This is a genomic window from Arthrobacter sp. ov118 (assembly GCF_900116495.1).
GTDB lineage: Bacteria > Actinomycetota > Actinomycetes > Actinomycetales > Micrococcaceae > Arthrobacter.
Map to the genome: position 1 here is coordinate 196006 of NZ_FPAY01000003.1, position 20613 is coordinate 216618.

At 67.0% G+C, this 20613-nt stretch carries 19 protein-coding genes; 15 read left to right on the forward strand and 4 right to left on the reverse strand.

What is annotated here, in order from left to right; all coding sequences use genetic code 11:
* Positions 1 to 83 precede the first annotated feature (83 nt).
* Both BM372_RS08420 and BM372_RS08425 read right to left on the reverse strand, forming a co-directional pair.
* Complete coding sequence (locus BM372_RS08420; protein ID WP_090954099.1) at positions 84 to 1271, reverse strand: MFS transporter; 1188 nt, start codon at positions 1269 to 1271, stop codon at positions 84 to 86.
* Positions 1272 to 1433: 162 nt separating this feature from the next.
* On the reverse strand, positions 1434 to 2645 hold the full coding sequence (locus BM372_RS08425) for an ROK family transcriptional regulator (protein WP_090954101.1): 1212 nt from the start codon (positions 2643 to 2645) through the stop codon (positions 1434 to 1436).
* A 254-nt stretch (positions 2646 to 2899) separates the two neighbouring features.
* Between BM372_RS08425 and BM372_RS08430 the strand changes: the two genes are divergently transcribed.
* The 13 genes from BM372_RS08430 (at position 2900) to BM372_RS08490 (ending at position 16752) form a co-directional block, all read left to right on the forward strand.
* Complete coding sequence (locus BM372_RS08430) at positions 2900 to 3655, forward strand: sugar phosphate isomerase/epimerase family protein (RefSeq protein WP_090954103.1); 756 nt, start codon at positions 2900 to 2902, stop codon at positions 3653 to 3655.
* Positions 3652 to 4767 (forward strand): Gfo/Idh/MocA family protein, encoded by a 1116-nt coding sequence (locus BM372_RS08435; protein WP_090954104.1) that lies wholly within the window; start codon positions 3652 to 3654, stop codon positions 4765 to 4767. Before BM372_RS08430 ends, BM372_RS08435 begins: the two co-directional genes overlap by 4 nt.
* A 10-nt stretch (positions 4768 to 4777) precedes the next feature.
* On the forward strand, positions 4778 to 5965 hold the full coding sequence (locus BM372_RS08440; protein WP_090954106.1) for a Gfo/Idh/MocA family protein: 1188 nt from the start codon (positions 4778 to 4780) through the stop codon (positions 5963 to 5965).
* 1 nt (position 5966) lies between these two features.
* Positions 5967 to 6962, forward strand: a complete 996-nt coding sequence (locus tag BM372_RS08445) for a sugar phosphate isomerase/epimerase family protein (RefSeq protein WP_090954108.1) — start codon at positions 5967 to 5969, stop codon at positions 6960 to 6962.
* Positions 6963 to 7218: 256 nt separating this feature from the next.
* Positions 7219 to 8799, forward strand: a complete 1581-nt coding sequence (locus BM372_RS08450; protein ID WP_090954110.1) for a sugar ABC transporter ATP-binding protein — start codon at positions 7219 to 7221, stop codon at positions 8797 to 8799.
* A complete protein-coding gene (locus BM372_RS08455) occupies positions 8796 to 9833 on the forward strand; it encodes an ABC transporter permease (RefSeq protein WP_090954112.1) in 1038 nt (345 codons plus the stop codon). The genes BM372_RS08450 and BM372_RS08455 overlap by 4 nt, the downstream gene beginning before the upstream one ends.
* Positions 9830 to 10951 carry an ABC transporter permease gene (locus tag BM372_RS08460; protein WP_090954114.1) on the forward strand — a complete coding sequence of 374 codons (1122 nt, stop codon included), beginning with the start codon at positions 9830 to 9832 and terminating at the stop codon, positions 10949 to 10951. Before BM372_RS08455 ends, BM372_RS08460 begins: the two co-directional genes overlap by 4 nt.
* Positions 10948 to 12183 (forward strand): substrate-binding domain-containing protein, encoded by a 1236-nt coding sequence (locus BM372_RS08465; RefSeq protein ID WP_371261715.1) that lies wholly within the window; start codon positions 10948 to 10950, stop codon positions 12181 to 12183. The genes BM372_RS08460 and BM372_RS08465 overlap by 4 nt, the downstream gene beginning before the upstream one ends.
* Before the next feature lie 129 nt (positions 12184 to 12312).
* Positions 12313 to 13176 carry a sugar phosphate isomerase/epimerase family protein gene (locus tag BM372_RS08470; RefSeq protein WP_256214126.1) on the forward strand — a complete coding sequence of 288 codons (864 nt, stop codon included), beginning with the start codon at positions 12313 to 12315 and terminating at the stop codon, positions 13174 to 13176.
* A gap of 55 nt (positions 13177 to 13231) precedes the next feature.
* Positions 13232 to 13960: a DsbA family oxidoreductase gene (locus BM372_RS08475; RefSeq protein ID WP_090954120.1), complete on the forward strand. Its 729-nt coding sequence runs from the start codon at positions 13232 to 13234 to the stop codon at positions 13958 to 13960.
* A 205-nt stretch (positions 13961 to 14165) separates the two neighbouring features.
* Positions 14166 to 15488 (forward strand): nicotinate phosphoribosyltransferase, encoded by a 1323-nt coding sequence (locus BM372_RS08480; protein ID WP_090954122.1) that lies wholly within the window; start codon positions 14166 to 14168, stop codon positions 15486 to 15488.
* A gap of 109 nt (positions 15489 to 15597) precedes the next feature.
* A complete protein-coding gene (locus BM372_RS08485; RefSeq protein ID WP_256214128.1) occupies positions 15598 to 15978 on the forward strand; it encodes a nuclear transport factor 2 family protein in 381 nt (126 codons plus the stop codon).
* Between the two features lie 135 nt (positions 15979 to 16113).
* Positions 16114 to 16752: a TetR/AcrR family transcriptional regulator gene (locus BM372_RS08490; protein ID WP_090954127.1), complete on the forward strand. Its 639-nt coding sequence runs from the start codon at positions 16114 to 16116 to the stop codon at positions 16750 to 16752.
* Between the two features lie 46 nt (positions 16753 to 16798).
* Here BM372_RS08490 and BM372_RS08495 read toward each other — a convergent pair whose 3' ends face one another.
* Both BM372_RS08495 and BM372_RS08500 read right to left on the reverse strand, forming a co-directional pair.
* Positions 16799 to 17479, reverse strand: coding sequence for a LytR C-terminal domain-containing protein (locus BM372_RS08495; protein ID WP_090954129.1), 681 nt, complete (start codon positions 17477 to 17479; stop codon positions 16799 to 16801).
* Positions 17472 to 17771 (reverse strand): type II toxin-antitoxin system VapB family antitoxin, encoded by a 300-nt coding sequence (locus BM372_RS08500; RefSeq protein WP_120954228.1) that lies wholly within the window; start codon positions 17769 to 17771, stop codon positions 17472 to 17474. Before BM372_RS08500 ends, BM372_RS08495 begins: the two co-directional genes overlap by 8 nt.
* A 176-nt stretch (positions 17772 to 17947) precedes the next feature.
* Between BM372_RS08500 and BM372_RS08505 the strand changes: the two genes are divergently transcribed.
* Together BM372_RS08505 and BM372_RS08510 are read left to right on the forward strand one after the other, a co-directional pair.
* Positions 17948 to 18862 carry a Cof-type HAD-IIB family hydrolase gene (locus BM372_RS08505; protein ID WP_090954131.1) on the forward strand — a complete coding sequence of 305 codons (915 nt, stop codon included), beginning with the start codon at positions 17948 to 17950 and terminating at the stop codon, positions 18860 to 18862.
* A gap of 143 nt (positions 18863 to 19005) precedes the next feature.
* The gene (locus BM372_RS08510) at positions 19006 to 20580 is read left to right on the forward strand and encodes a stealth family protein (protein ID WP_371261716.1); all 1575 of its coding nucleotides are present in this window, start codon (positions 19006 to 19008) and stop codon (positions 20578 to 20580) included.
* Positions 20581 to 20613 lie beyond the last annotated feature (33 nt).

Here is a 20613-nt window from a genome sequence, read left to right on the forward strand (position 1 = left end):
ACGGAACCCCCTCAGGTCGACAACGGCGTCGAGTTGACGGTCAAGGCCCATGTTCTCGATGAACATGGGCCTTAGCTGTCTGTCTAGCGCGGCTTTGGCACGCGGCGCAGGGACACCGCAGTACCCAGGATGAACGCGGTCACGGAGCAGAGGATCATCAGGAGGGGTCCGGTCCAGGCGCCGGAGACGCCGTGGACGTAGCCCAGGAGGGTCGGCGCCACCGCCCCGAAGGAGTACCCCGTTCCCTGGACGACGGCGGACATCCGGGCCGCGGAGGCCTGGTCCTGGGCGAGCCTGATGATGGCGAGGAAGATCAGCGTGATGCCGCCGCCCTGGGCCACGCCGCCCAGGGAACACCACAGCCACCACAGCTCCGGGGCGAGCAGCAGGCCGACCGGTACCGTGAGCCACAACAGGCCCAGGGTGAGGCCCACCGCCGTCGTGCTGGCGAAGCGGGCCGCCAGCGGGACGCCCAGTCCGCCCACAATGGCGAGGATCTGGAAAAGCGAGGACCCCGCCCCGGCGGCCGCGGGGGCCATGCCGAGTTCGTCCATGAGAAGGCTGGGCAGCCAGGCCGTCACCCCGTAGTAGGAGAACGCCTGGCCCGCGAACGCGAACGTCAGCGCTGCCGTGATCCACCGCGATGCGAGCTTGCGCCCCGGCCGCCCCGGCTCGGCCGCGGGAACGGCTTCAGAGGTGAAGGCCCGCCGGCCGACGGCGATCGCCCAGACGGCGAGCGCCGCCAGCGCGAAGAGCCCACTGGCGGCAATCGCGGGCCGCCACCCCAGCAGTTCGGCCAGCGGTGCGGACACCATGGACGTGAGGAACGAACCGATATTGAGCGCCGCCGTGTAGGTTCCCATCGCCGCCCCCTGCCGGGCCGGGGTGAAGTCCCGCCGGATGATCAACGGCACCACGATGTTGCCGATCGTGATGGCGACGCCAAGGATCACGGTGCCCAGCATGACCAGCGCGCCGCCGCCCGCGGAGCGGACCACGACGCCCAGGAGCACACCCAGCAAGGTCAGCGTGATGGCGAACTCCGGACCCAGCCTGCGTCCGGCCAGCGAGGCCAAGGGCGCGGCCAGGGCAAAGCACAGGACCGGGATCCCGGTCAGGAATCCCAGTTCCACCGGGGTGAACCCGAGATCGTCCCGCATCTGCGCGACCACCGGGGCCACAGCCACCAAGGGACCGCGCATGTTCAGCGCGATGAGCCCGATTGAGAGCATGAGGAGCCAGGCGCGCGGCTCCCGGGTGAGCCTGCTCATGGGGCGGGCCGTTGCAGCCCACAGGGCGTGCAGAAGTATGGTTTCATCAGTCCCATTGCTATCACGGGCCACTGCCGCACCTTCAATTCCGGCGCCGCCGGCCGTAGTAAAACCGCCTCCGGCACCCCGGGACCCTGACCCCCGGGCTGCGGTCTAGTGTGCCTAGCCTGTGACCTGCAGGGTCGCCTCGATGACGGCGGGCGAGAGCACGTGCTGGGTCACCATCTGGCTGGCACCCAGGATGGCCGCACGGTCCCCGGCCCCGGACACGCCGATCCGCAGGTGCGTCGTGGCCAGGGGCGGCGAGCGCCGGTAAACCACCTCGCGGACACCCGCCATGAGGTGTTCCCCGGCCTGGCCGAGGCTGCCGCCGATCACAATCACCGAGGGGTTCAGCAGGTTGACCACCGTGGAGAGGACGTCACCGAGGTCCCGGCCGGCCTGCCGAAGCGCCTGGATGGCCTGCACGTTCCCCTCGGCGACCAGGCGCAGCACGTCCGCGCCGTCGTGCGCCGGCAGTCCCTGCTGGGTCAGCGTCTTGGCGACGGCGGGCCCGGACGCCAGGGCTTCGAGGCAGCCGTAATTGCCGCAACGGCACAGGACGTCATCGCCGCGCGGGACCCGCACGTGCCCCAGGTCCCCGGCGGTTCCGTTGGCGCCGCGCTGGAGCTGGCCGCTGCTGATGATGCCCGCGCCGATGCCGGTGGCCACCTTGATGAAAAGGAAGTTTTCGTCCTCGGGCCAGTGCGCAGTGCGTTCGCCCAGCGCCATGATGTTCACGTCGTTGTCCACCAGGACCGGAACCGGAAGGGACCGCTGGACGTGGCGGACGACGTCGAACCCGTCCCAGCCGGGCATGATGGGCGGCTTCACCGGCATGCCGGTGGCGTGTTCCACCGGTCCCGGGAGCCCGATCCCGACCCCCGCCACGTCGGCCGTGCCGCGGCCGGCCTGGCCCAGCAGGCGCAGCCCTTCCTTGAGGACGCGGTCCAGGACCACCACCGGACCGGCGGCGACATCCTGCGCCAGCCGGCGCTCCGCGAGCACCGTCCCGTTGAGGTCCGTGACGGCAATAATCACGTGCGTGGCCCCGACGTCGACCGCCAGGACGACGCGGGCGGCCGGGTTGAAGGCGAAGCGCGACGGCGGACGGCCGCCGCTGGAGCTCGCCTCCCCGGCGGGCCCGACGAGCCCGGAGCCCATCAGTGCATCGATGCGCGAGGCGACCGTGGAGCGGGCCAGCCCGGTGGTCATTGCCAGTTCCGCGCGGGTCCGGGCCTTTCCGTCGCGTAGGAGCTGGAAGAGGTCGCCGGCGCGGGACAGGCTGCCGCCGGCCTCTGGGGCGGCGGGCTCGGGACCGGTGGGCGGAGTCATGAGTCAGTGATAACACGAAGCTCTTCTGCATGTCACGCTGAAGAAAGGTCGTCACTTTCTATTCATCTTTTGCTTGACGTTCGGCAAAAGTATCTCTAGCTTTAGAGCCATCGTGTTCCTCCGCTCCACAGAAATCATCTCGCTGCCCATGGCCGTGCAGTCCTTCTTCCCGCAGAATCAAAACGAATGGAGGCCGTTTCCGGCCGCCAGGGCTGTTCCACCCCTTCGAGTCCGACCTCGCGCAAAGGAATCCCGTGTCTTATTCAATCCAGCTGTACACCCTCCGCAATGCCCTCCAGGAAGACCTGCCCGGCACCATCAAGAAGGTTGCCGAGCTCGGCTTCCCCCAGGTGGAGCCCTACAACTTCGTGGCGACGGCCGCCGCGCTGGGTGCGGCCCTGAAGGAAAACGGGCTGACCGCCCCGTCCGGCCACGCCCCGCTGCTGCGCCAGGACCAGGACGAGATTTTCGCCGCGGCCAAGGAACTGGGCATTACCACCGTGATCGATCCCTACCTCCCGGCCGAGCACTGGCAGTCCGCGGAGGACATCCAGGCCACCGCGGCCAAGCTCAACGCGGCCGCGAAAAAGGGCGCCGAATACGGCATCCGCGTCGGCTACCACAACCATGCCTGGGAGCTGGAGTCCAGCATCGAAGGCCAAACCGCGCTGGAATACTTCGCCGGCCTGCTGGACCCGGAACTCGTCCTGGAAGTGGACACCTACTGGGCCGCCGTCGGTGGCCAGGACCCGGTGCAGCTGCTGCAGCGCCTCGGCGACCGGGTCAAGTTCATCCATATCAAGGACGGCCCCGTCAGCACCGACACCAAGGCCCAACTGCCGGCCGGCCAAGGCAAGATCCCGGTGTGGGACGTCATTGCCGCGGCGCAGTCCCTCGAGGTCGGCGTCGTGGAATTTGACGATTACTCCGGTGACATCTTCGACGGCATCGCCCAGAGCCTTGGCTACCTGCAGGGCGGTTCCGGCAACGAGCAGGGCGTGAACGCATGAGCGCCGCAACCAGGCGCGGTCCGGTGGGCGTCGCCGTCATCGGCGCCGGCGTCATCAGCAAGCAGTATCTGGACAACCTGACGGTCTTCCCGGACCTCAAGGTTCACGTCATCGCGGACCTTTTCGAAGATGCCGCCGAGGCGCGCGCCAAGGAATACGGGGTCCCCGAATGGGGCGGCGTGGATGCCGCGCTGAGCCACCCCGACGTCGAGATCGTCGTCAACCTGACCATCCCGGCAGCCCACGTGGAAGTGGCCACGGCCGCCGTCAATGCCGGCAAGCACGTCTGGACCGAAAAGCCGTTCTCGCTGGACCGCGACTCCGGGCTCGGGCTGCTGAAAACCGCCGACGCCGCCGGGCTCCGGCTCGGCTGCGCCCCGGACACCTTCCTCGGCGCCGGGCTGCAGACCGCCCGGCGAATCATCGAGCGCGGCGACATCGGCACGCCGCTCACGGCCATGACCACGTTCCAGACCCCCGGGCCGGAGTCCTGGCACCCCAACCCCGCCTTCCTCTTCCAGTACGGCGCCGGGCCCCTGTTCGACATGGGCCCGTACTACATCACCGCGCTGGTCCAGACGTTCGGGTCCGTGCGCCGGGTCGCGGCCATCGGCTCCAAAGCCAAGGAAGTCCGGGTGATCGGCTCCGGCCCCAAGCTGGGCGAGGAGTTCACCGTGGACGTCCCCACCCATGTGTCCGCGATGGCCCAGTTTGAGGGCGGCGCGTCCTCGCACAGCGTCTTCTCGTTTGAGTCGCCGCGGCAGCGGATGGGCTTTGTGGAGATCACCGGCACGGAAGCCACCATTTCGCTGCCGGATCCAAACTATTTCACCGGCGACGTCAAGCTGTGGCGCGCGGGCGACGAGGACTGGACCAACGTTCCGGCCACCGGCCCCAGCCAGGGCCGCGGCATGGGCGTGCTGGATATGGCGCGCTCCATCCGGGCCGGTGTCCCGCACCGCGCCACCGGCAACCTCGCCTACCACGTGCTGGACACCATGGTCTCGGTTTCCGAATCCGTGGAATCAGGCGCCTTCGTCAATGTCGAAAGCTCCGCCCCCGCCTCCCCCGCCCTCCCCGAGGACTGGGACCCCACCGCTTCCACACTCTAGGAATCAGCCAATGAACTCCACCGAAAGCAAGGACAGCACCCCGGACAACACGGCCCTGGGCGTGGCGATGATCGGCTATGCGTTCATGGGCAAGGCCCACTCCAACGCCTGGCGGAACGTCGGTTCCTTCTTCGACGTCCCGGCCTTCGAGCAGAAGGTGCTCGTGGGCCGGGACGCCGGCCAGGTCGCCGAGGCCGCGGCCAAATACGGCTGGGCCGAGTCCGCCACCGACTGGCGTTCCGTCCTGGAGCGGGACGACATCCATATCGTGGATATCTGCGCCCCGGGCTGGATGCACGCCGAGATCGCCATCGCGGCCCTCGGGGCAGGCAAGCACGTCCTGGTCGAGAAGCCCCTGGCCAACTCCCTGGCCGAGGCGGAGGCCATGACCGACGCGGCGCGGTCTGCCCGGGACCGGGGGGTCCAGTCCATGGTCGGGTTCACCTACCGGCGTGTGCCGGCCCTGGCCCTCGCCCGGGAGCTGATCGGCGAAGGCCGGCTCGGCACCGTCCGTCACGTCCGCGCCGCATATCTGCAGGACTGGCTCTCCGATGCCCAGGCCCCCATGACGTGGCGGCTGAACAAGGAGGCCGCCGGGTCCGGCGCTTTGGGCGACATCGCCTCGCACGCCATTGACCAGGTCCTGTTCCTCCTCGGCGACCCGGTCACCGAGGTCTCCGGCCGGCTGCACACCTTCACAGCGCAGCGCCCCGGCCGCCACGGCCTGGAAGAGGTGACGGTCGACGACGCCGCCTGGGCCACGCTGGCCCTCGCCTCCGGGGCCATCGCCTCCGTGGAGGTCTCCCGGGTGGCCACCGGCCAGAAGAACTCGCTCAAGCTGGAGATCTACGGGGACAAGGGATCCCTGCTCTTTGACCTGGAGAACCTCAACGAGCTCGGCTTCCTGGACGCCACCGTCCCGGTGCGGGAGCAGGGCTTCCGCCGGATCCTGGTCAACGAACCCGAGCACCCGTACCTGGAAGCCTGGTGGCCGCAGGGGCACATCATCGGCTGGGAGCACACCTTCACCCACCAGATCCGCGACTTCCTGACCGCCATCAGCACCCGTGAGGCGCCCTCGCCGTCGTTCGAGGACGGCCTGAACGTCCAGCGGATCCTCGCCGCCGTGGAAGAATCCGCCAACGCCAAGTCCTCGATCGTCCAGCTCTCCCCCTCCACCCCCACCGAAGGAGCCTGACATGTCCCGCGCGTACACCCTGTTCACCGGCCAGTGGGCCGACCTGCCCTTCGAGGAAGTCGCCAAGCTCGCCTCCGGCTGGGGCTACGACGGCCTGGAGATCGCCGTGTCCGGTGACCATCTGGACGCCTGGCGCTGGGACGAACCCGGCTACGTCGACTCCAAGCTCGCCGTGCTTCAGAAGTACAACCTGAAGGTCTGGGCGATCTCCAACCACCTCAAGGGCCAGGCCGTCTGCGATGACCCGATCGACTTCCGCCACGAGGGGATCGTCGGACCCAAGGTGTGGGGCGACGGCGACCCCGAAGGCGTCCGCACCCGCGCCGCCGAGGAAATGAAGCACACCGCCCGGCTCGCCAAAGCCCTCGGCGTTAAAACCGTCGTCGGGTTCACCGGCTCCTCGATCTGGCAGTACGTCGCGATGTTCCCGCCCGTCCCGGCACAGGTGATCGAGGCCGGCTACCAGGACTTCGCCGACCGCTGGAACCCCATCCTGGACGTCTTCGACGACTGCGGGGCCCGCTTCGCCCACGAGGTCCACCCCTCCGAGATCGCCTACGACTACTGGACCACCGTCCGCACCCTTGAGGCGATCGGGCACCGGCCGGCGTTCGGGCTGAACTGGGACCCGTCCCACTTCATGTGGCAGGGCATCGACCCGGTCTCCTTCATCTGGGACTTCAAGGACCGGATCTACCACGTGGACTGCAAGGACACCAAGCTGCGCCCCACCGGCCGGAACACCGTCCTGGGCTCCCACCTGGCCTGGGGCGACCCGCGCCGGGGATGGGACTTCGTTTCCGCCGGCCGCGGCGACGTGCCCTGGGAATCCTCGTTCCGGGCACTGGCAGCCATCGGCTACGACGGCCCCATCTCGGTGGAGTGGGAAGACGCCGGCATGGACCGGCTCCACGGCGCCCCCGAAGCCCTCGCCAACCTCAAAAAGTACGACTTCCCGGTCTCGAACACCTCCTTCGACGCCGCGTTCAAGCAGTAGGGATGCCGCGCACCGGCCGAATCCGCCCCGTGTCCGGACGCCTGCGACGAATTCGGGCCGGCGCACCGCGGATCTCCACTGCGCCGGCCCGTTTCCGGCGCCGCGGCCCGGTTCCGTAGCGGAAAGCGCCCGCACCGGTTCTTTCCGCAGTCCCCATGGGCGCCGCGTACCCGGTCGAAAGGCCGCGATAGTGGGCCCTTGCTTATTCCTTGACGGATAAGAACGGCGCTGTAACAGTTAGCTCGTGGACGCATCGATGGAGAACCACGACGAAGCTGATGCCGTGTCTGCTTCCGAGGCGCTCCAATCCGGTTCCCCCGCACCACCTCCCATCCTGGAGGTCCGCGGACTTACCAAGAGTTTTTTTGGCATACCCGTACTGGAGGATGCCCATCTAAGCCTTCACCGGGGCCAAGTGCACGGGCTCGTGGGGGAAAACGGCGCCGGAAAGTCCACCCTAATGAAGGTGCTGGCCGGGGTGTACCAGCCCGACGCCGGAACCGTGCTCCTGGAGGGCCGGGAGGTTAGCTTCAGCCACCCCACCAAGGCCCACGAAGCCGGGTTGTCGTCCGTATTCCAGGAGTTCAACCTCCTGCCGGACCGGACGGTGGCGGAGAACATCTACCTGGGCCGGGAGCCGCGCCGCGGGCTGCTGGTGAACAAGGCCCTGATGAATTCCCAAACGGCGGAGCTGCTCGATTCCCTGGGGATCACTGCCATCCGGCCCACCATGCAGGTGCGAAGCCTGTCGGTGGCCGAGCAGCAGGTCGTCGAAATCGCGAAGGCCGTCAGCTACGACGCTCGGATCATCTCCATGGACGAGCCCACTGCGGCCCTGGCCGGCGCGGAAGTTGATCTTCTCTACCAGATCGTGGCACGTCTGCGTGAACGGGGAACGGCCATCCTCTATGTCTCCCACCGCCTGCGCGAAGTGTTCGATCTCTGTGACGTCATCACTGTCCTGAAGGACGGCAGGGTGGTCAGCACGCTGCCCACGTCCGAACTCGACGACGCCCAGCTCGTCCGGCTGATGGTGGGCCGGCCCATCTCCGCGTTCTTCCCGGACAAGCTCCCCCGGGAGGACGGGGACATTGACGACGTTGGGGAGACGCCCCTCCTTGAGCTGCAGGGCGCCGGAAACGGCCAACTGGACGGGATAAGCCTCAGCATTCGGCCCGGTGAGATTGTGGGCCTGGCAGGGCTTCAAGGGTCCGGCCGCACGGAAATGCTGCATGGCATCTTCGGCGCCGCGCCCTTCACCCGCGGGACGATGAAGATGGCCGGCGCCGAGCTGCGGCCCAAGTCCCCGCGCCAAGGCGTGCGGGCACGGATGGCCCTGATTACAGAGGACCGCAAGGCCGAGGGCCTGACCCTGAACCAATCCATTCTGGATAACGCACTCAGTGTGATCCGGTCGGTTTTCCCGCGCCGCACAGGAGCTGTCAGGACGGAAATCCCGGGCGTCTTCTCCTCCCTCGAGGTCATCGCCCGCGACCTGGACCAGGAGGTGCAATACCTGTCGGGCGGCAACCAGCAAAAAGTGGTCCTGGCCAAGTGGCTGGCTATCCGGCCCCGGCTGGTCCTGCTGGATGAACCCACCCGCGGCATCGATGTGGGCGCCAAGGTGGCGGTCTACCGGCTGATGCGCCAACTCGCGGCGGAGGGCAAGGCCATCTTGATGGTGTCCAGTGAGCTCCCGGAAGTTATCGGCATGTCGGACCGGATCCTTGTGATGCGCGATGGACGGCTCGTCGGTGAACTGCCTGCCGGAACGTCGGAAGAAGCCATCCTCCAACTGGGAACCGGCGCCAGAACGGCACCTGAAGGAGAGGCATGAAACGCCGAGCAGGTTTCTTCCAGAGACTGTCCTCCACCCAGATCGTCTACCTCGTGGCGCTCGCCACCCTCATCCTGGGTGTGCTGCTGGTGAACTCCATCGGACGAAGTTTCTTCAGCCCGGGAAACATCTCAAGCATCCTGACCGGAACCAGCGTTCTGGGCTTCATCGCGATCGGCCAGACGCTGGTCATCCTGGCAGGCAGCCTGGATCTCTCAGTTCCCTACGTCACCAGTTTGGCCAGCCTCATCGCGGCCGGCGTGATGGCCAACAACCCCGACAACGTCTTGTCCGCGGTCCTGCTGACCTTGGGGACGGCAGCAGTCATCGGGCTCGTCATCGGGCTCATCGTTGCCCGCTTGAACGTGCACGGATTCATCGCCACGCTTGGCGTGGGTCTAATCATCAGCGGCTACCTCGCCACCAATTTCAAGGGCAGCTTCGGCGAGACCCCGCTTGCGTTCCGCCTCATCGGAGCGACCGGGCTCGGCCCGGTTCCGATCTCCACGATCATCATGCTGGCCTGTGCCGGCCTGGCCATGCTGCTCCTGCACCGCACCCGCGTGGGGCACCATCTGTACGCCGTCGGCGGTGACATTGCCGTTGCCCGCACGTCCGGAATCCGCGTTGACGTGCCGGTCATTACGGCCCACGTCATCTGCTCAGTGCTGGCAGGGATGGCAGGGCTGCTCCTTGCCAGCAGGCTAGGCGTGGGCAGTCCTACTGTCGGTTCCCAGGGCGGCTACGATCTGCTTTCCATCGCCGCAGTCGTGCTCGGCGGCACGCTGCTGTCCGGTGGCAAGGGGACCATCACCGGCACCCTCGGTGGCGTTCTGATTTTCGCCATGCTGGACAACATCATGTCCGTCATGCAGGTCAACCCGTTCCTGAAGGACGTGGTCAGGGGTGTAGTCATCGTCGTCGCCGTCGCCGTCTATGCCCGGCGCCGGATCGTCAGCAGGCCGGAACGGTTCGGCACAAAGGGTTCGGCTGAAACGCCGGCGGCACAACCTGTGCCCGCGGAGGGGTCATGAGTACGGCACTAAACTCCGGGCACAGCGCAATCCTCAAGCAGAACCGTGCCAGCCGATCCGAGCGGCTCCTGCGCGCCCTGCGCACCCCCGGCGGTGCCATCTTCATCCTGCTGATCGTCCTGTTGGCGGCCATCATCGCGTTGAACCCTTCCTTCGGGGAGCCGGGTTCCTTCATCCGGTTCATCGGCAGGACTGCTCCGATTGCCATCGCCGCCATCGGCCAATACTTCGTGATTGTCGGCGGGGAATTCGACCTGTCGATGGGATCGGTCGTGACGATGCAGGTCATCATCGCCGGCAACCTGATCAGGCAGGACGATGCCAAGGTGATCCCCGTGCTGGTCCTGATGCTGGTGCTGGGCGCCGCCATCGGACTGGTGAACGGGCTGATCACCACCCTGCTGCAGGTCCCGAGTTTCATTGTCACGCTTGGCATGATGCTGGCCCTGCTCGGGCTGGTGCTGTACTGGACCGGCGGTGCGGCCCAGGGAAACCCTGCAGACAGCTTCCGTCAGATCGGTCGCGGCGGCATCCAAAACGTCCCGGTCCTGGACATCATTCCCTACCCGGTCCTTATCCTGACCGCCGTGGCGATCACGGCGTTCGTCCTGATGCGCCGGCCCTTCGGCCGCATGCTTATCGCGGTCGGGGACAATCCTGCGGCGGCCGCATTGGCCGGCTCGCGAGTCTGGTGGGTACGGACGCGGGCCTTCATAATGTCGTCGCTGTCGGCCACCCTGGCCGGCATTCTGCTCGTGGGATACGCGGGCGTGCACCCGTCGGTGGGCCGCGGTTACGAGTTCACGGCAATCACCGCCGTCGTCCTCGGGGGCGTCGCCCTGGGAGGCGGGCGGGGGTGGGTCCTGTCCGCCGCGGCCGGGGCGTTCGCCCTCGAGTCGCTGTTCACCCTCCTGAACTTCATGGGAGTCCAGGCGACCTGGCGGGACACGGTCCAGGGAGCCATCATCATCGTCGCTGTGGCGGCAGCGTCCCGGTCATGGCAGCGCAAGCGCAAGGGAGCCACTGCTTCTGCCCATGACGAACAGCACCAGTTGGCCGCAACACCCACGCCCGCCGAGGGCGCCGAACAATCCGAACAAGGAGGAGAAAGAGTCTGATGCGCAATAACTCTGTCCGCGCGATCGCCCTCGCCGCAGCATTGCCGCTGGTGGCCCTGACCGCATGCACCACGGAGCCGTCCGTCACCCAAACGACGGGGGCCGGCACCGGCTCCCCGGGGACAAACGGCGCGGCAAGCAGCCCGGCAAGCAAAGACTGGTTTGACCAGGCACTCTACGACACGCAGTTCAAGCAGCGCTCGGCAACTTTTGAAGGGAACCCGGAGCAGCCGTACCTGCAGTACATTGCAGGCCCGATGACGGACACGTCCAAATACGCCGCCAAGGGACCGAAAAAGGTCTGCTTCGCGAACGCCTCCATCTCCAACCCGTGGCGGCAGACCGGCTGGATCACCATGAACCAGCAGCTCAAGGCGCTCCAGAGCTCCGGGGTCATTTCCGGAATGGAAACCCGGGATGCCAAGGACAACGACAACACTCAAATTGCGGACATCGATTATTTCATCGCTGAGGGAAAATGCGATGCGTTCGTCATTTCGCCCAATTCCACTGCGGCCCTGACCCAGGCTGTCGAACGGGCCTGCCAGACGGGCAAGCCCGTGGTGGTGTTTGACCGAGGCGTGGACACTAAGTGCGCCACCACGTTCATCCACCCGATCGGCGGATTTGCCTGGGGCATCGACACCGCCACATTCCTCAGTGACAAGCTTCAGTCCGGGGACAAGGTGGTGGCCCTTCGCATCCTTCCGGGAGTGGATGTGTTGGAGCACCGCTGGGCGGCGGCCAAGAAGATCTTCGCGGAAAAGGGAATCCAGGCCAAGGACTACTTCACGGGCGCCGATCCTGCCGAGATCAAGAAGATCATCTCCGACGAACTGGCCGCCGGTGACGTCAAGGGCGTCTGGATGGACGCCGGCGACGGCGCGGTGGCTGCCCTCGAAGCCTTCGAGGATGCCGGCAAGCCGCTGCCGGTGATGACCGGCGAGGATGAGATGAGCTTCCTGACCAAGTGGAAGCAAACCGGAATTACTGCCATGGCCCCGGTCTATTCCAACTTCCAATGGCGGACGCCGCTGCTGGCCTTGGAAAAAATCTTCAAGGGCGAGCAGATCCCGACCGAATGGGTGCTGCCGCAGAAGCCCATCCTGGCAGACGAACTGGACAGCTGGCTGCAGCGAAACCAGGGCATGCCGAGCGGGCACTACGCCAAGTTCGGCGGCGAGGACCTGCCGGGCTACCCGCAGGTCTGGCAACAACGGCAGATGCCCTGACGCGGCGCGGCGGCCCGCAGGGTTTCCTTGCGGGACCGCCGGCCTTGCGGGACCGCCGGCTGTGGGACCGCTGGACCGCCGGCCCTGGACCGCTGGACCGCCGCCCGGAACTGGCGGTAGGACAAACCGATGGAAGGTGGCAGCTTGACGTTTATGGCCGGAATCAGCACCTGGGTCTGGGAATCGCCCCTGACCGACTCGAACCTTCCCGGGTTGCTGGCGAAAATCGCCGCCATGGGGTTTGACGCCGTCGAACTCCCGCTCGAAAACGACGGCGACTTCACGTCCGGAACGGTGCTGGAATCCCTCGCGGAAAACGGGCTGAAACCCTTTGTGGTGGGGGCCATGGCACCGGGCCGGGACCTCGTGGCAGCGGATCCGGCTTCCGTGGAAAGGACACAGGCCTACTTAGCAGCCTGCATCACCCTGGCCAGCAGCATCGGCTCGCCCACTGTCTGCGGACCCTTCTACGCCCAAACCGGCCGGGTCTGGCGGATGTCCCGCAAGCAGCGAGAGGACGCCTACGCAGAGCTGCGCCGAAACCTCCAGCCGGTCGCGGCCCGGGCCCAGGAAGCGGGCGTATTGCTGGGCATCGAACCCCTGAACAGGTACGAAACATCACTGATCAACACGGTGGACCAGGCGCTCGAGGCGCTTGGGCCGCTGCTCGGCAACGGCGTCGGACTTGCGCTGGACAGCTACCACCTGCACATCGAGGAGCGCTCGGTGACCGCGGCAGTCCGGGCCGCCGGAGAACATCTGGTGCACGTGCAGGTCTGCGGCAACGACCGCGGCGCCCCCGGCGGGGACCAGACGGATTGGCAGGGCTTCCTGCAGGTCCTGAATGAAGTGGGCTACACGGGGCCCCTCAACATCGAAAGCTTCACGGCCGACAACGCCGCCATTGCCGTCGCGGCATCGATCTGGCGACCACTGGCTCCGAGCCAGGACCAGTTGGCTGAAAGCGGCCTGGCTTTCCTGCGCAGCCTGTGAGGAAGCCGACAGGCCGGCGGGGAATGGACCCCTTGCCGTCCCGGTTGATGCCGACATGAAGATTGAAATCTGGTCCGACGTCGCCTGCCCCTGGTGCTACATCGGCAAGCGCCGCTTCGAAACCGCCCTCGCGGCCTTCCCGCACCGCGACTCCGTTCAGGTGCAGTGGCGCAGCTACCAGCTGGACCCCGCACTTCCGGAGCACTACGACGGCACCGAACTGGACTACCTGAGCACGCGCAAGGGCCTGGCACCGGCGCAGGTAACGCAGATGTTCGAACACGTGGCCGCCCAGGCCAAGGGTGAGGGGCTGAACTACCGGTTCGACGCCGTCGTGGTGGCCAACAGCTTCACGGCCCACCGGCTGATCCACCTCGCCGCCGCCCACGGCAAGCAGGACGCAGCGAAGGAACGCCTGCTCAGCGACCACTTCGAACACGGCAAGGACGTCGGCAGCCAGGAGTACCTGACCGCCCTGGGCTTGGATCTCGGACTCGACGCCGTTGAACTGGCCGAACTGTTCAGCACGGAAGCCTACGCCGACGACGTCCGGCACGACATCGCGGAGGCCCGGGCGCTGGGCATCAGCGGCGTCCCGTTCTTCGTGATCGACCGGAAGTTCGGGCTCTCCGGCGCCCAGCCCGCCGAAACGTTCAGCGCCGCCCTCGAGCAGGCGTGGCAGGACAGCCACCCCCTGGTCATGGTGAACGCCGGCGCGGAAGCCACGGCGGACGACGCCGGCACGGCATCCGGCGCCTGCGGCCCCGAGGGCTGCACGGTCTGAGCCCCGCCGCCTGAGACCGCCGGACTGGGCACCGCCGTCGTCTGGGCCTCGCCGTCGTCTGGGCCTCGCCGTCGTCGAATTCGCCGGAAGTTTCCGGCGACCCCGCAGGGTTCCGGCGAACCCGCGACCCGATGGCCCCGCCGCCGAAGGGGTTCCGGCGAACCTGCGACCCTCGCGGCGGGGCGCCCCCGGCCTAGAGTGAACCATGGACACTTCGGCCGGACCGGACGGGCACCGGACCTCCCTGTTTACCGACCACTATGAGCTGACGATGTTCCAGGCGGCTCTGCACTCCGGGGCCGCGCACCGCCGCTCGGTCTTCCAGGCCTTTGCCCGAGGGCTGCCGGCAGGGCGCCGGTACGGGATCGTGGCGGGCACCGGCCGGCTCCTTGAGGGCATCGCGGACTTCCGGTTCGAGCAGGACGACATCGAATACCTGGCCGGAGCCGGCGTGGTCGGTGCGGACACCCTGGACCAGCTGGCCGACTTCCGGTTCTCCGGCAACATCTGGGGCTATCCGGAAGGCGAGGCCTACTTCCCGCACTCCCCCGTCCTAATGGTCGAGTCGACGTTCGCCGAGGCCTGCGTGCTGGAGACCTACGTCCTGTCGGTGCTGAACCATGACAGCGCGATTGCCTCGGCCGCGTCCCGTATGACCCGCGCCGCCGGCGGCCGGCCGTGCCTTGAGATGGGTTCGCGCCGCACGCACGAGGAGGCGGCGGCAGCGGCGGCCCGGGCGGCCGTCATTGCGGGTTTTGCCGGCACGTCCAACCTTGCGGCGGGACGGCGTTACGGCCTGCGCACGGTCGGCACGGCGGCCCACGCCTTCACCCTGCTCCACGACTCGGAGCGCGACGCCTTCGCCGCCCAGCTGGCATCGCTGGGGCCAGGCACCACGCTGCTCGTGGACACGTACGACGTCGAAGCGGCCGTCCGCACCGCCGTCGACCTTGCCGGAGACCGGCTTGGAGCCATCCGGCTGGACTCCGGGGACCTCGTGGCCCAGGCACGGTGGGTGCGCGAACTGCTGGACAGCCTAGGCAATGCGGAAACCAGGATCGTCGTTACCTCGGACCTGGATGAATTCTCCGTCGCCGCGCTCCGGTCCGCTCCGGCCGATTCCTACGGGATCGGGACGGCTCTGGTGACCGGTTCCGGGGCCCCCACGGCCGGCATGGTCTACAAACTCGTGAGCCGGGCCGGAGACTTCGGCGAGCTCGTTGATGTGGCCAAGACGTCCGCGGACAAGATCAACGTCGGCGGCCGCAAATATGCAGTCCGGCGCCTGGACGACCACGGCACTGCCACCCATGAGGTCCTCGGGGTCGGCCATCCGCCTACCGCCGGCCGGAACGGCCGTCCCCTCCTGCAGCAGTTCATGAGGGACGGCGAACTCCTGCCCGGATGGACCGGTCCGGAGGCGGTGGCGCGGGCGCGGGAGCGCCACATGGCCTCCATGGCGGAGCTGCCCCGGGTGGTGGACCGGCTGCAGCCCGGCGAACCGGCAATCCCGACTGTCTACGAGTGAATGGAAACATTCAGCTAGCCCGGGGTGAGAGCAGCTGATGGACCGAGCCGGACTGTTGACACTCTGATGTCCCCTGATTGAGGATTTCAATCTTAGGGAGGAGCTGCCGATGATTACCCTGAGCGAGGCTGCGCCACAAGTACTCCAGCGCTATTACCGGATCCTGGCCGCTGGCATAGATGTGTACGACCCCGACGGCGAACTTCACACTTTGCTCGCCGACGACCTCGAGTTCGAAGGTCCGATCTCAGGGAAGCGCATAGGGGCAGCCGGATTCTGCCAGGGCGTAAAGGGCTTCATCGCCACTGTGTTGACCATCGACGTCATCCAGGAGGTTCACGGAGCAGACGGGTCCGCGATGCTCTACGACGCCCATATGCCGGGCGGAGTTGTCCGGCTCGCCGAGTTCTTCCGCCTCGACGACGGCAAGATCTCGGCACTTCGGATCCACTACGACCCCGCCGAATACACGCGACAAGGCGGCCGCTGAACTCCTCCCCGGTTGGGGTGAGCTCAAGGCGTTGGCCAAGAGCCCACGGCTGCCGTATCGACCACCAGCCGCGGCTTCCGTGTCGCAGTCCTTCCACCCGGCGGATTTAGTGACAGATCGCGCTAAAGTGTCCGTATGCCTAGGATTTCGGCCGCGAGCAACGCCGCCCAACGTGCCGAGACCCAGCGCCGCATCCTGACCGCATTCGGGGAGCTCCTGTTCACCCACGGACTGCCCGGCCTGACCATGACCGACGTCGCGCGCCACGCCCGGATCGGGCGGACCGCCGTCTACAACTACTACGCGGACATCGAAGAGCTCCTCATCGCCTACGCGTTGGACGAGACCGAGCGGTTCCTGATCGATCTGCGCGAATCGCTCGATGCGCTGGAGAACCCGGTGGAGCGGCTGGCCGTCTACGTCCGGGCCCAGGTGGAGGACCTAAGCCGGCGCCACCTGCCGCCTGGGCCGGCCATGGCGGCGGTGCTCTCGCCGTCGTCGTTCGCCAAACTCGCGGACCACGTGGGCGAGCTCAGCGTGCTCCTGCAGGGAATCCTGCGCGACGGCGTGGCCCAGGGCTACCTGCCCGAGTCGGACATCGGGCAGCTCGCCCAGCTCATCCACGGCACGCTCTCCTCGAGCGCGGCCCGCGGCGACGGGGCCGGCCGGGACGCCGAGGCCGAGGCGCGGCTCGCCCGGACGGTGCGGTTCATCCAGCTGGGGGCCGGAGCCAGGTTCGACGACGCCGGCCGGCCGGTTCCCGTCAGCAGCTGAGCCTGCGCCGCGGCTGACGCGCTAGCCAGCGTGCACGGGCGTCCCGCTACTTCGCGGGGGTCGGCACAGGAGTCGGCGTTTCCGTGGGCGCGACGGGGTAAGAGGACTCGTCCACAAGGCGCCGGTCTTCCCGGGGGCAACTGAGTTTGCCCGGCGTCTGGTCCACGAGCTCCGGTTTCGCCAGTTGCTTGAAGTCCCCTGTCAGGATGACGTCCACGCTCGGGTCAGCCCGTCCGTCCTGGACGTAGTCCGAGCCGGGCAGGTTGCGCTGGACGCTGAAGGCTGCCGCCTGCCCGGCGGCGCCGGAGACTATCAGCGCGACCCCGCGGTAGCTCGACGTCGTATTCGCCACATTCCCCACCAGGAACTTCCGGGCGGCGAACTGGTTGGCAACGCTCCGCGCCAGGCCAGCGCGGCTCGTGGAGTTGTAGACATTGAGGTGGATCTTCGCCGGCGGCATGTAGTCGAACGTCGCGGCCGGGCACAGCGACACGGCTGCCCGGCTCCGCTCCGACTCGGGAACCTTGATCTGGCCGTTCATGATGGCCACGGCCACCACGATCGCCGCCACAATCATGCCGACGAGCAGCACCAGGACCACACTGTGCAAGATCCTGCGGCGCAACCGGGTGGAATGGTCCGGCTCCGCGATCGCGTCACGCAGCTCGGAGCCACTGATGACGCGGTGCCCGTGCAGGATCCTGGAGTCGACCTTCTTCCTAGCCATTTATCACGAGGACCCGGGCGTGGATCGCGGTGCGCTGGTGCAGCGCGGTGCGGACTGCCCGGTGCAGGCCGTCTTCAAGGTAGAGGACGCCGCGGTATTCCACGACGTGCGGAAAGAGGTCACCGAAGAAAGTGGAGTCCTCGGCCAGCAGGGCTTCGAGGTCCAGCGTGCGCTTCGTGGTCACCAGCTCATCGAGCCGGACGGGGCGCGGCGGCAGGGCCGCCCAGTCCTTGGGCGTGTTGTAACCATGGTCGGGGTACGGGCGTCCCTCGCCCACAGCTTTGAATATCACCATGTCAGCCTATGAAACTTGCAGGCTCAAAGGAATCGAAGTTCCCGACCGGTGTGAGGTTGTGGCCAAACGGTAACCATTTGTGACGCTCCAGCCGCCCCTGTCACATCCGGAGACCGGCCGTCGATGTTCTGCACACTTCACGCAAGGTCCGGGACGGCTGACAGAATAGCCCCATGACTTCACCCGAGACTTCCCCTGTTCCGTCGCCGTCGGCTCCCGTGCTGGCGCTGCTGCTCGACGTCGACGGTCCGGTCGCAAGCCCGGTCACGCGCGACGTGCAGCCCGGAATCATCGCGGACCTGCTGGGTCTGGCCGCCGCCGGCGTCCCGGTCATCTTTAACACCGGGCGGTCGGACACGTTCATCCGCGAACAGGTCATGGAGCCCATGATCGCCGCCGGCATGCCCGCGGACGCCGTCATCCACGCCATTTGCGAGAAGGGGGCGGTCTGGTTCAGCTATACCGCGGAAGGTCCCGGGCCTGTGCACGTCGACCGCGAACTCGCCATGCCCCGCGCCTTCGGCGACGACGTCCGCCGTCTCGTTGCCGAGGACTACTCGGCGCACATGTTCTTCGACGAAACGAAGCGGGCCATGGTGTCGGTGGAGCAGCACGTTGCCGTTGCAAGTGCCGACTATCTGGCCGAGCAGGAACTTTTCGACGCCGACGCCATGGACCTCATGGCGCGCCATGGGCTCGGTGTGGTGCGGCTGGACCACCACGCCCCGAACTCGGATGACCAGATCGACTTCCGTGTCGATCCGACCATCATCTCCACTGACATTGAATCCGTGCGGCTGGGCAAGGATTTGGGCGCGAGCCGGGCGGTGGAGTTCCTGGCCGCTCAGGGCATCACGCCCCAGGCCTGGCGGACGGTGGGCGACTCCCGCACGGACTACGCCATGGCGGACTGGCTGCACCACAACGACCATGCCGTCAAGCACGTGGACGTCCGGCCCGCCGACGGCATCCCGGTGAAGCCATACGAGGTTCTCACCGCCGCCGACCTTGGGCTCGGCGCGGACGTGATCCACGACGACGCCGGTGCCGCCTTCCTGCATCACTGGCTGGCCGTCGTCAGCGGCTGAGGTCCGCTTCGGTTCCTGCATTCCGGCGTCACATGCGGACGGTTCCGCCCTGACAGTCCGCGGCATTTTGAGCTCCGCGTTATCATGCAAGTAAATGCAACACACCGAAGAGAAGCCGGAGAATTGACATCACCGAAGCAGTGATCCAAGACGAGATTTATTATGGCAGCCAGGCGTCCGAGGACGCCCACGCCGAGATCACGTCAGCGGCGGCCGTCGCCAGATTCAGGACCCGCTCCGATGTCGTCCGTCGGAGCGGCCGCTATGCGCTGGTCAATGAGAACCGGACACCGTACCAGGCGATGGTCGAAGACCTAATGTTCCTGCGGTCCGTCCTGGCCGGCGCGGGCCTGGGCTACCTGCTGGTCCGGGGCAACAATGACCGGCCGGTCATTGCCGTGGACTGGAAGCACCGGAAAGAACTCCGGCGCGCACTCGTGGAGGCGTGCCGCGACGAACCCTTCTATTCGATGAGTGTCGACGCGAAGAAGAAGACCGCGGTGCTGGTGGCCGACGGTGAGCTCTCCCCCAACCGGCAGTCCCGGATCTTCCGCCTGTACAGGCCCCGGGTTGAGCCGGAGGGAGGCTTTGAGTTCGGCGCCTCCGCCGGCGTCCAGCTCGAGCTCTGGAGCTTCGAGGGCGACCAGCTGATCCTGCCGATCGAAAACTCCCTGACGCGCCGGACCCTGCTGGCCCAGGACGCGGTCCGCGGCACTGTGGAGCGCTACGGTCACACCTGGCCCACCATCGAGAACATGTTTGCGGACCACGCCAGCGACATCAGCTTCGACATCGATCTGGTGTTTTCCTGGGTGGACGGCAGCTCGCCGGAGTACATCGCAGCCCGCCGGGCGCGAATGGCCGGTGTGGTGGTAGGGGAAGGCGATGACCATGAGGCCCGTTTCCGCCAAATCAACGAGCTCAAGTACGCCCTGCGCTCGGTGTACATGTTCGCGCCGTGGATCCGCCGGATCTTCATAGCCACCGACTCCCCCGCGCCGTCCTGGCTGGCCGACCACCCTGGCGTGACGATTGTGCGCAGCGAGGAGTTCTTCGCCGATCCCTCCGTCCTGCCCACGCACAATTCGCAGGCGGTGGAGTGCCAGCTGCACCGCATTGACGGACTCTCCGAGCATTTCCTGTATTCGAACGACGACATGTTCTTCGGCCGGGCCGTGGGACCGGACATGTTCTTCACACCCGGCGGCATTACAAAGTTCATCGAGGCCGAGACGCGCATCGGGCTGGGCGACAACGACGCCGAACGCAGCGGCTTTGAGAACGCCGCCCGGGTCAACCGGAAGCTGCTCTGGAACCGCTTCGGCCGCATCACCACCCGGCACTTGGAGCACACTGCGGCCCCGCTGCGGCGCAGCGTCGTCGAGCAGATGGAACAGGAGTTCCCAGCCGAGTTCGCCAAGACGGCCGCGAGCACCTTCCGCGCGGCGGACAACATCTCCGTGACCAACTCGTTCTACCACTACTACGCGCTGCTCACCGGCCGGGCCGTGACGCAGACGGCCGCCAAGGTGCGCTACGTGGATACGACAGCACGGGCGGGTCTGAACTACCTGCCCAAACTCCTGGCCAAGCGGAATATGGACTTCTTCTGCCTCAACGACGGGAGTTTTCCCGAGGTCGACGCCGAAGAGCGCGCCGAACTGGTCACGGACTTCCTGGAGAAGTACTACCCCATCAAGGCGCCCTGGGAGAAGTAAACGGGCAGTGCCCTGGCCCCGGGGCGCCGGCCT

What these genes read in the sequence shown, in the direction of transcription:
- BM372_RS08420 (WP_090954099.1), bottom strand. Translation starts at nt 1,271, where the DNA reads ATGAGCAGGCTCACCCGGGAGCCGCGCGCCTGGCTCCTCATGCTCTCA.
- BM372_RS08425 (WP_090954101.1), bottom strand. Translation starts at nt 2,645, where the DNA reads ATGACTCCGCCCACCGGTCCCGAGCCCGCCGCCCCAGAGGCCGGCGGC.
- BM372_RS08435 (WP_090954104.1), top strand. Translation starts at nt 3,652, where the DNA reads ATGAGCGCCGCAACCAGGCGCGGTCCGGTGGGCGTCGCCGTCATCGGC.
- BM372_RS08440 (WP_090954106.1), top strand. Translation starts at nt 4,778, where the DNA reads ATGAACTCCACCGAAAGCAAGGACAGCACCCCGGACAACACGGCCCTG.
- BM372_RS08445 (WP_090954108.1), top strand. Translation starts at nt 5,967, where the DNA reads ATGTCCCGCGCGTACACCCTGTTCACCGGCCAGTGGGCCGACCTGCCC.
- BM372_RS08450 (WP_090954110.1), top strand. Translation starts at nt 7,219, where the DNA reads ATGGAGAACCACGACGAAGCTGATGCCGTGTCTGCTTCCGAGGCGCTC.
- BM372_RS08455 (WP_090954112.1), top strand. Translation starts at nt 8,796, where the DNA reads ATGAAACGCCGAGCAGGTTTCTTCCAGAGACTGTCCTCCACCCAGATC.
- BM372_RS08460 (WP_090954114.1), top strand. Translation starts at nt 9,830, where the DNA reads ATGAGTACGGCACTAAACTCCGGGCACAGCGCAATCCTCAAGCAGAAC.
- BM372_RS08470 (WP_256214126.1), top strand. Translation starts at nt 12,313, where the DNA reads ATGGAAGGTGGCAGCTTGACGTTTATGGCCGGAATCAGCACCTGGGTC.
- BM372_RS08475 (WP_090954120.1), top strand. Translation starts at nt 13,232, where the DNA reads ATGAAGATTGAAATCTGGTCCGACGTCGCCTGCCCCTGGTGCTACATC.
- BM372_RS08480 (WP_090954122.1), top strand. Translation starts at nt 14,166, where the DNA reads ATGGACACTTCGGCCGGACCGGACGGGCACCGGACCTCCCTGTTTACC.
- BM372_RS08485 (WP_256214128.1), top strand. Translation starts at nt 15,598, where the DNA reads ATGATTACCCTGAGCGAGGCTGCGCCACAAGTACTCCAGCGCTATTAC.
- BM372_RS08490 (WP_090954127.1), top strand. Translation starts at nt 16,114, where the DNA reads ATGCCTAGGATTTCGGCCGCGAGCAACGCCGCCCAACGTGCCGAGACC.
- BM372_RS08495 (WP_090954129.1), bottom strand. Translation starts at nt 17,479, where the DNA reads ATGGCTAGGAAGAAGGTCGACTCCAGGATCCTGCACGGGCACCGCGTC.
- BM372_RS08505 (WP_090954131.1), top strand. Translation starts at nt 17,948, where the DNA reads ATGACTTCACCCGAGACTTCCCCTGTTCCGTCGCCGTCGGCTCCCGTG.